Here is a 14,280-nt window from a genome sequence, read left to right as displayed (position 1 = left end):
CCCCCGCGGCGGCCGCGGTCCCGGCGGCGCCGGTGGCCCCGGTGTCGGTCTCCTGCCCGGCTTCCGGCGCTTCGGCGGAGGGCGAACCGCTCGCCGCGGCACCCGAACCGGCCGAGAAGAAGATGCCCGCCCAGCTCTTCTTGAAGACGCCGTCGGTCGAGAAGGCGCCGGCGGACGGCGTGCCGGGGGCCGCGGACGCGGGTGTCGCCGCGTTCGGGATCAGGCCCTGGGCCAGGTCGTTGTAGGTGATCACGGGCGCGATCGCGTCGACGCGCTTGTCCGTGCCGGCCAGCAGCAGCGACAGTGCGCCGCCGTAGGAGGCACCGGTGACGGCGACCTTCGGATCGCCCTGGGCGTCGAGCGTCACCTGATGCTGCGCGACGAGCCGGTCGATCAGGCGGCTCGCGTCGGCGACCTCGCCGTCCGGGTCGTTGAGCCCGATCTTGCCGGTGCTCTTGCCGAAGCCGCGCGCGGACCACGTCATCACGACGAAGCCCTTCCGCGCGAGCTCGCGGGCGTCGTCGGCGACGCTGTTCTTGTCCCCGCCGAAGCCGTGCGCGAGCAGCACGGCCGGTGCGGGCACGGTCGCCGGGAGGTAGGTGGTCGTGTCGATCCTGACCTGCTCGGCCGAGCCGGGCGCGGCGGGCAGGTCGAGCAGGGCGTCCTGGGTCGGCACGGCGGGCGGGGCCGTGTCGCGCGTCGCCCAGAGGACGGTCGCGGCGGCGAGCACCGCCACGACGGCGCCGAGCGCCGTGAGCCGGGCGCGGCGGGTGCGCGGGAGCGGGAGTCGGGGCACGACGTGACCGTAGGTGAAGTTTCCTGAGAGTGTCCTCCGCGGCTCACAGTGATCACACGCTCGGACCACCTGGTGGACCGAAGTGACCGGAATTACACGACCAACACGGTGACGTGCGCGATCCCGGCTGGCGCTCGGCCGGGGGGAACCGGCAAACTGGACGCGCTGTGAGGGGAGTATTCCTTCGCGGCGGTGTCGTCAGCACGGTGGCCCTGCGCCCCCGGCACCGTCGGCCGGTGGTTTCACCGGCGGGAGAGACCTCCGGTTAGTTGCTGCTGCGCGCTATCCGGAGGTTCGAGTTCCATGACTGTCCCCCTGTGGCTGTGGATCGCCACGATCGGTGGCCTGCTCGCGCTGATCGCGCTGGACCTGGTCATCGTCGATCGCAAGCCGCACGAAGTGACCACGGGGGAAGCGGCTCGCTGGGTCATCTTCTACGTCTCGTGCGCGATCGCCTTCGGCATCGGCGTGTGGATCTTCGCCGGGCACGACCCGGGCGTCGAGTTCTTCACCGGGTACATCACCGAGTACTCGCTGAGCGTCGACAACCTGTTCATCTTCATGATCATCATGAGCTCGTTCAAGGTGCCCGCCATCCACCAGCACCGCGTGCTGCTGGTCGGCATCCTGCTCGCGCTCGCCATGCGGAGCGTCTTCATCGCCATCGGTGCCGCGCTCATCGAGCAGTTCGTCTGGGTGTTCTTCCTGTTCGGCGCGGTGCTGATCTGGACGGCGATCAGCATGCTGCGCGGCAAGGGCGAGGAAGAGGAGTACCACGAGAACGCCGTCACCCGGCAGGTCCGCAAGATCGCTCCGGTGACCGACGACTACCACGGCCACCACTACACGGTGAAGCTCAACGGCAAGCGGATGATCACCCCGATGCTGCTGGTGATCGTGGCCATCGGCTCGGCCGACCTGCTGTTCGCCGTCGACTCGATCCCGGCGATCTTCGGCATCACGCAGGAGGCGTTCCTCGTCTTCACCGCCAACGCGTTCGCGCTGATGGGCCTGCGTCAGCTGTACTTCCTGCTCGGCGGCCTGGTGACCAAGCTGGTCTACCTCAGCTACGGCCTCGCGGTGATCCTCGCCTTCATCGGCGCGAAGCTGTTCCTGCACGCGCTGCACGAGTACCACGTCGTCCCGGACTGGCTGGACATCAACAACTGGGTCTCCCTCGGCGTGATCGTCGTCGTGCTCACCGTGACCACGGTGACGAGCCTGGCGAAGGCCCGGCGCGACGAGCGCAAGCAAGTCGCCGCATGAGACCTGGCGCGGTGCCGATGGTTACTGATCCGGCCACAGTCACGGCCGAATGACTTTGCCGCGACGGTTACGTGCCGAGCCGGGGGCGGCCTGCTTTTGGCCGGATCAGTAAACTCGTTCGCCTCGCTAAGGATTTCCGGTACGGTCGGGACGTGCGTCCTGCCGACATCGAACACCTCGTCGTCCCCGGCCGTCCCGCGCTGCGCGGGAACCTGCTGCTCACGGCGCTGAAGAGACCGGATCTCACGGCGAACGCCACGCACGGCGAGGTCCGGCGCGTGTCGCTCGACGGCGGTGAGTCGGCGTGGACCCACGGTCCGCGCGACTCGGCGCCGGCGATCTCGCCGGACGGGCGCTGGGTGGCGTTCCTGCGCGCCGGGGAGGGCACGGGGGCGGACGGCAACCCGCAGCTGCACGTGATGCCGTCGGACGGCGGGGAGGCCCGCCGGTTGACGTCGCTGCCGCTCGGAGCCGGGGAACCGGTGTGGGCGCCGGATTCGCGGCGGATCGCGTTCACCGCCCGGGTGCCCGAGGCCGGGCGCTACGGCACGCCGGACGCCGACGGCGAGACGCCGGAGCCGGCCGCCGAGGCCCCGCGCCGGATCACGCGGATGGACTACCGGATCGACGACGTCGGGTTCCTGCGCGACCGCATGCAGCGGCTGTTCGTCATCGACACTGTCGACGCCTTCGAGGCGGGGGAGCCCGAGCCGCTGACCGGCGACGGGTTCGACGCGGCCCACCCGGTCTGGACGCCGGACGGCACGCGCGTGGTCTTCACCGCCCCGCCGGACTGGGGTGCGGCCGAGAGCGACTTCCGCGACATCTGCGCGATCTCCGCCGAGGGCGGCGAGCCCGAGGTCGTCGTGCGCTGCGACGGGTACTCGGAGCGGCCGGTGTTCGGCCCCGACGGCACGTTGTTCTACTTGGGACAGTCCTTCGAGGAGCACCACGAGGCCGCGCCCACCGGGCTCTACGCGGCGACGCCCGAATTCGGCGCCGGCCCGGTGAAGGCCCGGCGGCTCACCGACGCCGAGACCGTGGACTGCGAAGGTGCGGCCGGCCCGCCGGCTCCGCGCGAGGACGACGTCGTCGTGGCCGTCCGCAACCGCGGCGCGGTGGAACTGCGCGCGGTCGCCGTCGACACCGTCGAGGCCCCGTTGGCCGACCTCGCGGTGGTCCACGCGGACCAGGCCGCGGTCCGGTCGTTCACGCTGGACGGCTCGGTGCTGGTGGCGGTGATCGCGACGCCGTCGACCGCGGGCGAGGTCGTGCTGCTCGGCGACGGCGGGCCCGAGGTGCTGACCGACTACGCGAAGCCGTTGCGGGACAAGGGCATCCGGCCGATGATCGAGCTGGAGACGACGGCCCCGGACGGCTACCCGGTGCACGGCTGGCTGGTCCTGCCCGAGGGCGAGGGCCCGCACCCGGTGCTGCGCGTGGTGCACGGCGGGCCGTTCACCCAGCAGGAGTGGGCGGTGTTCGACGAAGCCCAGGTCTACGCGGCGGCGGGCTACGCGGTGGTGGTCGGCAACCCCCGCGGCTCGGCGGGCTACGGGCAGGCGCACGGCCACGCGATCACCCACGGCTTCGGCACGGTCGACGTCGACGACGTCCTGGCCCTGCTGGACAAGGCCCTGGAGCGGCCGGACCTGGACGCCACCCGCGTCGGCATCATGGGCGGCTCGTACGGCGGCTTCATGACGAGCTGGCTGGCCGCCCACCACGGAGACCGGTTCAAGGCCGCGTGGAGCGAACGCGCGGTCAACGCGTGGGACTCGATGGTCGGCAGTTCGGACATCGGCTACTTCTTCGTCGACGCCTACATCGGGTCTTCGCCGGAAGTCCAGCGCGACCGGTCGCCGCTTTCGTACGCTTCGCAGATCCGCATCCCGTTCGCGGTCGTGCATTCGGAGCAGGACTGGCGCTGCCCGCTGGAGCAGGCGGAGCGGATGTTCGTGGCCCTGCGCCGGGCGGGCGCGCCGGCGGAGATGCTGCTCTTCCCGGGCGAGGGCCACGAGCTGAGCCGCTCGGGACGGCCGCGGCACCGGGTCCAGCGGTTCGAGGCGGTCCTGGAGTGGTGGTCGCGCCACCTGTGACGCGCGGCCTGGTCTGCTTCGACGTCGACGGCACCCTCGTGCCGGGCACCAGCTCGTGCGCGTGGGTGGCCGCGGCGCTGGGGCACGAGGCCGAGCTCGTCGCGGCCGAGGCGGCGTACGTCGCGGGCGAGCTGACCAACCAGGAGGCGTCGGTCATCGACGCGCGCGGCTGGGCGGGGCACACCGAGGCGGAAGTTCTGGCCCGGCTGGCGACGTTGCCGCTGGTCGACGGGATCGCCGAGACGGTGGCGTGGTGCCGCGACCACGACCTGCGGCCGATCCTGACCACGCTCGCGTGGACGCCGGTGGGCCGGCTGCTCGCCGGGCGGTTCGAGTTCGCCGCGTACTGCGGCCCGGTGCCGGAGGCCGAGGGCGGCCGCTACACCGGGAACGTCGCCGAGCACCTGGACGAGTTCGGCAAGCGCGACTTCGCGCTCGCCCAGGGGTTCGCGCCGGAGCGGTGTGCGGCGATCGGGGACAGCCGGTCGGATCTGCCGCTCTTCGCCGCCGTCGGGACGAGCATCGCCTTCAACGGGACCCCGGCCGCCCGGGCCGTCGCGACGCACGTCGTCGACGGGCCGGACCTGCGGGCGGTGCTCCCGGTGCTGGCGGCTCAGTTCAGCAGCGTGTAGTTGAGCTCTTCGCAGACCCGGCCCAGCGGGACGTCCAGGCCCGGGTGGTCCAGCGGCAGCAGCACGTCCGGCGCGATCGGGAGCGCGGCGCCCGCCGGCGGGTCCCACAGGCAGATCGCGGGGTCGCCGGAGTCCATCGACGAGCGGTACCAGAGGCCGTCGAGGTCGCTGAACGCGCCGCGGATCGCCCGCGCCCAGGCCTGGGTCAGCTTCTTCGGGCCGCTGGAGATCTCCTGGGAAGCGCCCACCCGCGTCGGCCAGAGGCCGGTCAGGTCGAGCAGGCGCAGGGTGCGCGTCGGGCGGACGACGACCAGCCGGGGACCGCGGGTGCGGCGATCGACCGTCGAGCTGGTCTGGAAGACCTCGGCGACCGACGTCCGCACGGTGAGGCCGAAGTAGAGGACGCCGTTGGCGGGATCGGTGACCGGCGCGCCACCGCGGCCGGGCGACTGCTGGTCGAAGCGGCCGTGCGGGAGCGGGCCGGTGTAGCGGAACGAGTTCCACTGCTGGGGGTGTCTGCCGTGCGCGGTGAAGATCCGCACGAGCCTGGTCGCGGGCTGGACCGTCACCACGTCGTCGGCGCGGTTCAGCTGCCGGACCAGGACGGATCGGGCGGGCGGCAGCGGGAGCCGGGCCATGGGTCGGGGGTGGTCCGTCCTTGTCGGAGATCTTGCTCGGGAGGGTCCAGCCTAGAGCGGAGTGCCGAGCGTGGCGATGAGGCGGGCGACGTGGTCCGGATCACCACCGGAGAGCAGCCATTGGCGCGGGGTCGCGGGCTGGTCGTTGATGACGAGATCCGCTTGCGGAGTGCTCATGAAGGCGGCGACGACGAGCGCGGGCTGGTCTTCGGGGAGGGCTTTGAGCACGACTTCGAGGCCGGGCAGCACCCCGGAGCCGGCGAACTGCCACGCGGGGAGCCGCCACCCGCCGTCCTTCCACCCGGTCAGCCGCCCTTCCTTGAGCCGATGCCGGATCCGGCTGTCGTCGACCCCGAGGGCCTTGGCGGCTTCGTTGACACTGAGCGCGCCCTCGGCGAGCACGGCATGGGCGGCGACGGTGCGCGCCCGGAAGTCGGGTTCGTCCTCCCGCCTCGGGGAGAGGTCCAGCCCGACGTCAGTGAGCGCGGCGCGCTGGTCGGCCGAGAAGTAGTGCGAGGGATCCGGATTCGGTGGCGACAGTCTGCGCGCGGCGTCTTCGACGAGAGTGAGGAACTCATTCGCGTCGACCTTCAGGCCCGCCTTGGCGAGGATGTTCTCCAGCGCTACAGACATGTGGCTCAGGTTAACCCGAAACAGCGCGGATGTGCGGGTTCGTGCGCTTTCTTGCCCTGTCTGTGCGTGAATTCACCAGAGATCGACACTCACGGCACATCATCCAACACGTTGAGTAGGCAACTTCCGGTCAGTTTCCCTGGATCGGGCGCCGTTGTCCAGCCTGGGTCCGGCTTGCCGGCCCGGCTTGACACTGTGCGGTCGGGCACCTACGTTCCGGATGAGTAAACGATTTCCGCTCCGTGCTCACAGGACCCGGCGTTCCGGCGCCGGTGATGGGGGACACAGGGGGTGGGGCGTGCCTGGGGGGCCCGGCACGAGCCGGCCCCTCGGGCACGTCGCTCCCACCCGGCCTACTTTGGCGAGTTCGGCCGGCCGGCTGAGTACGCAAGCCGCCCCTCCGGGCACTCGACCCGGCTGCCCGGTGCGCGGCCGACCTTTCCGGTGCGCAGGCCGACCCCCGCGGTGCGCAGGCCGACCCTTCAAGTACCTGAGCCGACCGCCGCGCGGGCATGCACCGGGGCGCAGACCTCGCCTCCTCGATCTCAGCGGCGGGAGCTCTTCCGCACGATCAAGCGAGCTTCGAGCGTGGTCGTCGTGGCGTCGCGGCTGCTGTCCGTGATTCGGGCCAGGAGGAGCTGCGCCGCCACGCGGCCTACCTCGTACGCCGGCTGGGCGACGACCGTCAGGGGTGGGTCGATCAGGGTTGTCCATGGTGCGTCGTCGAACGAGACTATGCCCACGTCGCTGCCCGGGCGCAGGCCTCGGGCCGACAGGGCCTCCAGCACTCCGATCGCCATCGTGCTGTTCGCGACCAGGAGCGCGTCCGGTGGCGCAGGCTCGTCCAGGAGCTCCAGCGCGGCCAGGCGGGCGCCCTCGGCGCGGTATTCCGCCCGCCGGAACAGGACGTTCTCTTCGCCGACGACGTCGGCGTAGCCCGCCAGGCGGTCTTCGGCCGTGCGGACGCCCGGCGGACCGGTCAAGCAGCCGACGCGCCGGTAGCCGCCCGCAAGCAGGTGCCGGGTGGCTTCGGCCGCCGCGTGGCGGGTGTCGACCAGGACCTGGTCGCCCTCCGCCGCCTGCAACGGCCGATCCACCGCCACCAGCGGGGTGCCCTGGCGGCGCAGGCCCTCGACGTTCGTCGAGCGGCCGGTGGGCGAGAGCACCACGCCGGCGACCCGCTCCTGCAGCGCCACCTCGATGTAGCGCCGCTCCTTGTCCTCGTTCTCGTCCGAGTTGCAGAGCACCACCGAGTACCCGGACCGCTGCGCGAGGTCCTCGACACCCCGGGCGATGGCGGTGAAGAACGGGTTCTCGACGTCGGAGATGATCAGCGCGAGCACCGCGGTCTCCTGACGGCGGAGGTTCCGGGCCAGCCCGTTCGGGTGGTACCCCAGCTCGGCGGCGGCCTCCTGGACCCGCGCGGCCAACGCGGGGTCCACAGTGGACTTCCCGTTGAGCGCGCGCGACACCGTCGCCGTGGAGACGCCGGCTCTCGCCGCGACGTCGCTGATGGTGGCCACACGCCCTCCCTGATCACTCGTCGAGGGGAGGATAGCGCTCTTGGTAGTCGTTTACCGTCCGCTTACCTTTTTGGGTGAACAGCCACTTCCGGTTGACCGCAGGGGTTACGCCGAACGGAGTCGATCACGCACCGCAACGTCCACAGTGGAGCGTCCGCCGAAGTAATCGCGTGGGGTAAGACCGGTCAGCGCCCGGCAGTCCCGGCTGAGGTGCGCTTGATCGGCGTACCCCGCGGCGACGGCCAGCGCGGCCAGCCCCGAGACGCGCGGAGCCAGCGCGACCGCCCGCTGGAACCGGCTCACCCGGAGGTAGGTGGCCGGCCCGTACCCGACGGCTTGGACGAACCGCCGCCGCAGCCGCCGTTCGCTCACCGCGCCCGCCGCCGGCTGACCCATGGCGGCCGCACCGGACCGGCCGATCAACGCCGCCGCCGCACCGACCCGGGCCACCCCGGCCTCCAGCCGCGCGATCAGCTCCGCCACCGCGAAATCCGGCGGCGGCACCCCCGTCACCCGCTCGGCCACCGCGGAAACCGGCGACACCACCCCCTCCACCAACCGTTCCGCCGACGACCGCCCCCACAACTCACCCAACGGCACCCGCCGATCCCGCAGCTCGTCCGCCGCCACCCCGAGCACCGCCGCCGCCCGGCCCGGCACCAACCGGACCCCGCTCACCACCCCCTCCGTCTCCGACCACCACGCCGCCGTGTCCGGCCCCGCCACGAACGCCGTTCCGCCGCCCACCACCAAGTCGACGCAGCCGTCCGGGACGATCCGCTTCGGGCCCTCCGAAGCCGATCGCCACACGCACTTCGCCACGCCCCGCAAGACCGCCGGCGCCGCCCGTTCCTCGTACACACCCCGATCATGCCGTGGGGGTCCGACAAAAACGGAAAGAATCGGTGCCACCCGTCCGGGTGAACATCGAACTTCCCGCGAAGACCGGCTAACACCCCGTCAGGTCACGGCGAGATAGAGGTCGACGCACTCGACGGAAGTGCGCGCGACGAGAGAAGACCTCTCCATGAGCGTTCCCACGGCGATGCGCGACTCCGCCGGGCGGGCTCGATCGGCCGGCAGCTTCGTCGTCGTCCTCGGTGTGCTCGCCGCGGCCTTCGCGGTCACCGCCTACGTCCTGCCGCGGTCCGCGCGCCAACCCGCGGCCGAGGAAGCGCCCGTCGCCCCGGTCGCCGTGCGCACCGTCGATCACCGCGTCGTCTACGAACTGCTCGGCACGCACGGCGCCCGCAACGTCACCTACGCCGCCGCCGGCTCCGCCCTCACCCAGCAGGCCGCGGTCGCGACGCCGTGGTCCACGCAGTTCACCAGGGTCGGCCCGGCCGGCCGCACCGAGTTCTACAGCATCGCCGCCCGCAACCCCGGCCCCGGCGCGCTGCGGTGCCGGATCGTCGTCGACGGCGTCGTCGTCGCCGAGAAGACCGAGACCGAGCCGGGGCGCCTCTTCAGCTGCGCCGTCTGAGCGGCAGGATCGGCGGCGTGAACGCCGCGATCACCTTCGGGCCCGCCCTGGTGGCGGTCCTCGTCCTGCTCGCCGTCGCCGGTGCGGTCGTCGTCAAGGCCGGCGGGCTCGGTGAGGGACGCGCGGTGCTGATCGCCGCCGCCCGGGCGGTCGCGCAGCTCGCCGTCGTGTCGCTCGTGATCACCGCCGTCCTGCGCTCGGCGCCGCTCACCGGCCTGTTCGTGGTGCTGATGTTCGCGATCGCCGCGGTGACGTCGGCGCGCCGCGTCGGAACGAACAGGAACCTGCCGTGGACGGCGCTGGCCATCGCGGCCGGGGTCGCGCCCGTGCTCGCACTGGTCCTCGGCGCCGGTGTCGTCCCGCCCCGGCCGATCGCCGTCGTGCCGATCGCCGGGATCGTCATCGGCGGGGCGATGACCGCGACCTCGCAGGCCGGCCGCCGGGCCCTCGACGAGCTCGAGTCCCGGCACGGCGAGTACGAAGCCGCGCTCGCCCTCGGCTTCCTCCCGCGCCCGGCCGCGCTCGAAATCTGCCGCCCCAGCGCCGGGCACGCCCTCATCCCGGCGCTCGACCAGACCCGCACGGTCGGCCTGGTGACGCTCCCGGGCGCGTACGTCGGCGTCCTGCTCGGCGGGGCGGGCCCGATCCAGGCCGGGCTGACGCAGGTGCTCGTGCTGATCGGGCTGCTGGCCGCGGAGGCCGTCTCGATCCTGGTGACCGTGCAGCTCGTCGCGGCCGGGAAGCTCAGCCGAGCGGGCTAGCCAGGTGGGCGGTGTCGTTGTAGCGCCGCACCATCCAGTTTTCGCCGTGGAGCACGAGGTGGGAGATCGACCCGTTGTCGGCGCCGAGGAACGCGAACCGCTCCACCGCGCGGCCGGCCTGCGCGAACAGCTCGCCGATCACGCCGCCGTGGGTGAACACCGCGACGCGCTGATCCGGGTGCGCGGCCGCGATGCGGGTCAGCGCGCCGCGCAACCGGGCGCCGAACCGCTCGTCGGACTCCGCGCCCGGGATCACGTCCCAGCGCTGCTCGGCCCACAGCCGCTCGACGATCGGGTGGCCTTCGGCCGTGTACTTCCGGAACAGGCCGTTTTCCCAGTCGCCCAGGTGGATCTCGCGCAGGTCCGGCTCGACGACCGGGGTCAGCCCCAGCTTCTCCGCCAGGGGAGCCGCCGTCTGGACCGTGCGGCGCAGCGTCGTCACGTAGATCGCGTCGATCCGTTCCCCGGCGAGCCGGACGCCGACGCGCTGGGCGTGGTCACGGCCTTCCGGCGCGAGGTCCGGGTCCGCCTGGCCGTCGACCAGGTCGAACGGGGCGTCGCCGCGCGCCGGCGCGGACTCGCCGTGCCGGACCAGGAAGATCTCCGTCGAGCCCGGGGGCGGGCTGAAGCGGTGCTGGCGGTACTCGATCTCCTGCTCCGGCGTGCTCATGGCCTCGACCCTAGCCCAGCTGCTTGTCCACGAAACACCATCGCCACGTCTCGCCCGGCTCGAAGCTGCGCATGACCGGGTGGCGGGATTCGTGGAAGTGCTGCGTCGCGTGGCGGCGCGGCGAGGAGTCGCAGCAGGCGACGTTGCCGCACTTCAGGCACATCCGCAGGTGCACCCACGTGGTGCCCTCGGCGACGCAGGCGGCGCAGCTGTCGGCCGAGCTGGGGTCCTTGTCGACCCACTCGTGGGCCAGGTGCTTGCACGACCCCGCCGTCGCGGCCGGGGTGCGCAGCTCGCGGCCCTCGACGTCCGGCTCGGCCTCGTCCCGGTCGAGCATGGACTCTTCGATGTCGAGCCGCTCCAGGACCTTGCGCAGGACGTCGTCGTCGGCGCTGCCGCTGTCGCGGGCCTTGAGGAACTGGTCGCGCTCGACCTCCAGGAGCTCCAGCCGCAGCCGCCGGTAGGCGTCGCTCGGTGTCTCGGCCAGCGCGCTCTGCCGGCCGAGCTGCTCCCACGCCGAGTCGGCGCGGTGCTGCAGCCGGTCGCGCAGGCGCTGGATGATCTCCGGCGGGTCGTCGTCGGTCCGGATCTCCTCGAGCTTGGCCAGCGCCGCGCGGGTCATGTCGTGCAGGACGGCCGCCTCCTGCAGGGCGTCCTCCGCGGGGTCCGGCCGCGGCAGCCGCAGCCGCCGGATCAGCGGCGGCAGCGTCATGCCCTGCACGGCCAGGGTGCCGGCCACGACGACGAACGCCGCGAGCACCAGCACGGCCCGCTGCGGCGTGTCCGCGGGCAGCACGAACGCGGCCGCGAGGGTCACCACCCCGCGCATGCCGGCCCAGGCGATGACGGCGGAGTAGCGCCACGGCCAGATCTTCGCCCGGACCTTCCCCGGCAGCAGGCGCCGTTCCACGCGCTTCACCGTGCCGATCCCGGCCATCCACAGCACGCGGGTGAGGATGGTCGCGGCGAGCACGGCGACGCAGATCCAGGTCAGCGTCATCAGCGACAGCCCGCTCTCGCCGACCTCGGCGAGGATCCGCCGCAGCTGCAGGCCGATCAGCAGGAAGACCAGGTTCTCCAGCAGGAACTGGATGGTCTGCCAGTTCAGCCGGGACGCCAGCCGGGTGGAGCCGGACAGGATCTGCGGCGCCTTGTGCCCGAGGATGAGCCCGGCGATGACGACGGCGAGCACGCCGGAGCCGTGGATCGCCTCGGCCGGGATGTAGGCGATGAAGGGGACGGCGAACGACAGCGCGGTGTCGAGCACCGGCTCGTTCAGCCGGGCCCGGATGAACGCGGCGGCGAACCCGACGACCAGCCCGACCACGGCTCCGCCGATGGCCGCGCGGAAGAAGTCGGCGCCGACCTGCCAGAGGCTGACCGAGCCGGCCAGCGCGGCGATGGCGGTGCGGAGGGCGACCAGCGCGGCGGCGTCGTTGAACAGGCTCTCGCCTTCGAGGAGCCGGATCAGCTTGCGGGGCATGCCGACCCGCCGGGCGACGACGCTGGCGGCGACCGCGTCCGGCGGCGCGACGACGGCGCCGAGCGCGATGCCGCCGGCCAGCGGGAGCCCGGGGATCACCGCCCAGGCGACCACGCCGACGCCGAGCGCGGTGAACACCACGAGCCCGACCGACATCAGCCCGATCGCCCCGCGGTTCTTCCGGAAGTCGACCAGCGACGTCTGGATGGCCGCCGAGTACAGCAGCGGGGGCAGCAGACCGAGCAGGACGACCTCGGGGTCGAGGTGGACCTCGGGCACGCCGGGGACGTACGAGCCGGCGACGCCGACGACGATCAGGCACAGCGGGGCGGACCAGTCCAGCCGCCGCGCCACCGCGCTGACGACGAGGACGGTCACGACCAGCGCCACTATCTCTGCCGCTATGTGCACGGGGTAATCATTACCCGCCCGCCGCGGCGGGTGTCACCTGGCCAGCTCGGGAAGCACTTCGGCGACCAGCTGGGTGTCCATGTACTCGGTGATCTTGCGGATCCGGCCGCCCTCGACGCGGAAGACGAAGCAGTACTTGTTGTCGTAGCGCGCCCCGGCCTTCGTCGCGACGCTGCCCTGCGTTTCGACCACGACGACGTCGTCCTCGGCGACGAACCGGCTCGCGGTGCTGGTGTAGGTGCCCTCGAACTGCGCGCCGAGCGGGCCGAGCAGGTCGCGGCGGACCGAGTCCTTGCCGCGGAAGGTGCCGGACCAGCTGGTGTGCCCGCCGACCGTCCAGGTGACGTCGTCGGCCATCGCGGCGAGCAGCGGCCGGATGTCGCCGGTCGCCCAGGCGTCGAACGCCGTCTTCAGGAGCTGCTTGTTCCCGGACGCGGTCATGGGCCCAGTCAACACGCTGGAGCGCACTCCAGCGCAAGCTTTTAGGCTGGGTCCGTGACGACAGCGGAGATCGCGGCCGGTGCCCTGCGCGGGTCCGAAGGGGACGGCGTGCGGACGTTCCTCGGCGTCCCGTACGCCGAGCCGCCGGTGGGGGAGCTGCGGTTCCGCGCGCCCCGGCCGGTTTCGCGCTGGGCCGGTGAACGCGACGCGACGAAGTGGGCACCCCGCGCGCCGCAACCGGCGCTGACCGGGCGTGGCTTCACCGGCGACGAGGACTGCCTCTACCTCAACGTCTACGCGCCCGCGGCACCCGGTTCGTACCCGGTGCTGGTGTGGATCCACGGCGGCGGTGGCGTGATGGGGGCGCCGCACCAGTTCGACGCCTCCGCCTACGCTCGTGCCGGCGTGGTGGTGGTGACCGTCGCCTACCGGCTCGGCGTGCTCGGGATGCTGCACCTGCCCGGTGTCGCCGACTCGAACCTGTCCCTGCGCGACCAGGTCGCGGCGCTCGAATGGGTGCGGGACGAAATCGGCGCGTTCGGCGGCGACCCGGGGCGGGTCACGCTGGCCGGGCAGTCCAACGGCGGCCGCACGGTCGGGACGCTGCTGGCCGTGCCCGCCACCCGCGGGCTCGTCCACCAGGCGATCGTGCAGAGCGGCACCGGCGTCGGCTCGGTCGTGCACACGCCGGACGAAGGCGCGGCGGTCGCTGCGGCGGTCCTGGCGGAGCTGGCCGCGTCACCGGAGGACCTGGCCACGCTGCCGGTGACCCGGATTCTCGAGGCGCAGCAACGGGTTTCGGCGGCATCGGGCACGAAGGTGACCTACCGCGTGGTGGTCGGCGACGAGCTGCTCCCGCGCCGGCCGTCCGACGGCGCCCGTGAGGTCCCGCTGCTCATCGGGACGACGGCCGACGAGGAAGATCTGTTCAGCTGGCTGCAATCGGGCGGCGCGAAGCTGCTGGGCGTCGGCTCGACGATGCTGGACGAGCCCGCGGTCGAGAAGGCCGTCGCGGCGTATAACGCCCTATTCGACTGGCCTCCGGACCAGATCCGCAACCGCGCGCTGACGGCGGGGGACTGGTGGATCCCGGCGATCCGCTTCGCCGAGAAGCAGCCGGACGCCTGGATGTACCGGCTCGACTGGCGGATCGCCCCGCGCGGCCGCGGCCTCGGGGCGGCGCACGGGCTCGACCTGCCGCTGGTGTTCGACGACATCCGCAACCGCAACTGGCGGTTCCTCTTCGCCGGCCGGCCGTTCCCGGCGGAGCGGATGCAGGCGGTGGCGACGGAGATGTTCGGGGCCTGGGTCCGATTCGTGAGCACCGGGGATCCGGGCTGGCCGCGGTACCGCCCGGCGGACCGGGTGACGCGGCTGTTCGACGACGTCTCGACGACGGTCAGCGACCCGGATCGGGAGCAGCGGTTGCTGTGGGACTGAGCCG

At 72.5% G+C, this 14,280-nt stretch carries 14 protein-coding genes; 6 read left to right on the top strand and 8 right to left on the bottom strand.

Annotated elements, in window-relative coordinates:
• Positions 1-796 (bottom strand): alpha/beta hydrolase (locus ACWEVN_RS21215; RefSeq protein ID WP_452052414.1); only part of this gene is annotated, 796 nt, incomplete at its 3' end.
• A gap of 303 nt (positions 797-1,099) precedes the next feature.
• Between ACWEVN_RS21215 and ACWEVN_RS21210 the strand changes: the two genes are divergently transcribed.
• From ACWEVN_RS21210 to ACWEVN_RS21200, 3 genes are all read left to right on the top strand, one after another.
• The gene (locus tag ACWEVN_RS21210; protein WP_449685736.1) at positions 1,100-2,062 is read left to right on the top strand and encodes a TerC family protein; all 963 of its coding nucleotides are present in this window, start codon (positions 1,100-1,102) and stop codon (positions 2,060-2,062) included.
• Between the two features lie 152 nt (positions 2,063-2,214).
• On the top strand, positions 2,215-4,161 hold the full coding sequence (locus ACWEVN_RS21205; protein WP_452052413.1) for a S9 family peptidase: 1,947 nt from the start codon (positions 2,215-2,217) through the stop codon (positions 4,159-4,161).
• Positions 4,143-4,793 carry an HAD family hydrolase gene (locus tag ACWEVN_RS21200; protein WP_452052412.1) on the top strand — a complete coding sequence of 217 codons (651 nt, stop codon included), beginning with the start codon at positions 4,143-4,145 and terminating at the stop codon, positions 4,791-4,793. Before ACWEVN_RS21205 ends, ACWEVN_RS21200 begins: the two co-directional genes overlap by 19 nt.
• Here the strand turns inward: ACWEVN_RS21200 and ACWEVN_RS21195 are convergent.
• The 4 genes from ACWEVN_RS21195 to ACWEVN_RS21180 all read right to left on the bottom strand — a co-directional run bounded on the left by ACWEVN_RS21195 (position 4,775) and on the right by ACWEVN_RS21180 (position 8,448).
• Positions 4,775-5,431, bottom strand: a complete 657-nt coding sequence (locus ACWEVN_RS21195) for an RES family NAD+ phosphorylase (RefSeq protein WP_310976663.1) — start codon at positions 5,429-5,431, stop codon at positions 4,775-4,777. The genes ACWEVN_RS21200 and ACWEVN_RS21195 overlap by 19 nt on opposite strands.
• A gap of 51 nt (positions 5,432-5,482) precedes the next feature.
• Complete coding sequence (locus ACWEVN_RS21190) at positions 5,483-6,064, bottom strand: DNA-binding protein (RefSeq protein ID WP_452052411.1); 582 nt, start codon at positions 6,062-6,064, stop codon at positions 5,483-5,485.
• A gap of 545 nt (positions 6,065-6,609) precedes the next feature.
• Positions 6,610-7,587 carry a LacI family DNA-binding transcriptional regulator gene (locus ACWEVN_RS21185; protein WP_449685732.1) on the bottom strand — a complete coding sequence of 326 codons (978 nt, stop codon included), beginning with the start codon at positions 7,585-7,587 and terminating at the stop codon, positions 6,610-6,612.
• 105 nt (positions 7,588-7,692) lie between these two features.
• Entirely contained in the window at positions 7,693-8,448 is a 756-nt protein-coding gene (locus tag ACWEVN_RS21180) for a helix-turn-helix domain-containing protein (RefSeq protein WP_452052410.1), read from the bottom strand.
• Between the two features lie 166 nt (positions 8,449-8,614).
• On the opposite strand from ACWEVN_RS21180, the gene ACWEVN_RS21175 reads away from it, so the two are divergent.
• Entirely contained in the window at positions 8,615-9,070 is a 456-nt protein-coding gene (locus ACWEVN_RS21175; RefSeq protein WP_449685730.1) for an MmpS family transport accessory protein, read from the top strand.
• A 17-nt stretch (positions 9,071-9,087) separates the two neighbouring features.
• Entirely contained in the window at positions 9,088-9,831 is a 744-nt protein-coding gene (locus ACWEVN_RS21170) for an ABC transporter permease (protein ID WP_449685729.1), read from the top strand.
• Here the strand turns inward: ACWEVN_RS21170 and ACWEVN_RS21165 are convergent.
• From ACWEVN_RS21165 to ACWEVN_RS21155, 3 genes are read right to left on the bottom strand one after another with little or no spacing between them, the layout of a single operon-like run.
• Positions 9,815-10,501: a histidine phosphatase family protein gene (locus ACWEVN_RS21165; RefSeq protein ID WP_452052409.1), complete on the bottom strand. Its 687-nt coding sequence runs from the start codon at positions 10,499-10,501 to the stop codon at positions 9,815-9,817. The genes ACWEVN_RS21170 and ACWEVN_RS21165 overlap by 17 nt on opposite strands.
• A gap of 10 nt (positions 10,502-10,511) precedes the next feature.
• Positions 10,512-12,395, bottom strand: coding sequence for a Na+/H+ antiporter (locus ACWEVN_RS21160; RefSeq protein ID WP_310976655.1), 1,884 nt, complete (start codon positions 12,393-12,395; stop codon positions 10,512-10,514).
• 33 nt (positions 12,396-12,428) lie between these two features.
• Complete coding sequence (locus ACWEVN_RS21155; RefSeq protein WP_452052408.1) at positions 12,429-12,836, bottom strand: nuclear transport factor 2 family protein; 408 nt, start codon at positions 12,834-12,836, stop codon at positions 12,429-12,431.
• Positions 12,837-12,890: 54 nt separating this feature from the next.
• Between ACWEVN_RS21155 and ACWEVN_RS21150 the strand changes: the two genes are divergently transcribed.
• On the top strand, positions 12,891-14,276 hold the full coding sequence (locus ACWEVN_RS21150; RefSeq protein WP_452052407.1) for a carboxylesterase/lipase family protein: 1,386 nt from the start codon (positions 12,891-12,893) through the stop codon (positions 14,274-14,276).
• Positions 14,277-14,280: the final 4 nt, after the last annotated feature.

The sequence above is a fragment of the Amycolatopsis sp. NPDC003861 genome, assembly GCF_053605405.1.
This window is presented reverse-complemented; position numbering and strand designations above follow the sequence as displayed.

Coding starts and splice junctions, on each gene's coding strand:
- ACWEVN_RS21175 (WP_449685730.1), top strand. CDS start 8,615: ATGAGCGTTCCCACGGCGATGCGCGACTCCGCCGGGCGGGCTCGATCG.
- ACWEVN_RS21195 (WP_310976663.1), bottom strand. CDS start 5,431: ATGGCCCGGCTCCCGCTGCCGCCCGCCCGATCCGTCCTGGTCCGGCAG.
- ACWEVN_RS21190 (WP_452052411.1), bottom strand. CDS start 6,064: ATGTCTGTAGCGCTGGAGAACATCCTCGCCAAGGCGGGCCTGAAGGTC.
- ACWEVN_RS21165 (WP_452052409.1), bottom strand. CDS start 10,501: ATGAGCACGCCGGAGCAGGAGATCGAGTACCGCCAGCACCGCTTCAGC.
- ACWEVN_RS21210 (WP_449685736.1), top strand. CDS start 1,100: ATGACTGTCCCCCTGTGGCTGTGGATCGCCACGATCGGTGGCCTGCTC.
- ACWEVN_RS21155 (WP_452052408.1), bottom strand. CDS start 12,836: ATGACCGCGTCCGGGAACAAGCAGCTCCTGAAGACGGCGTTCGACGCC.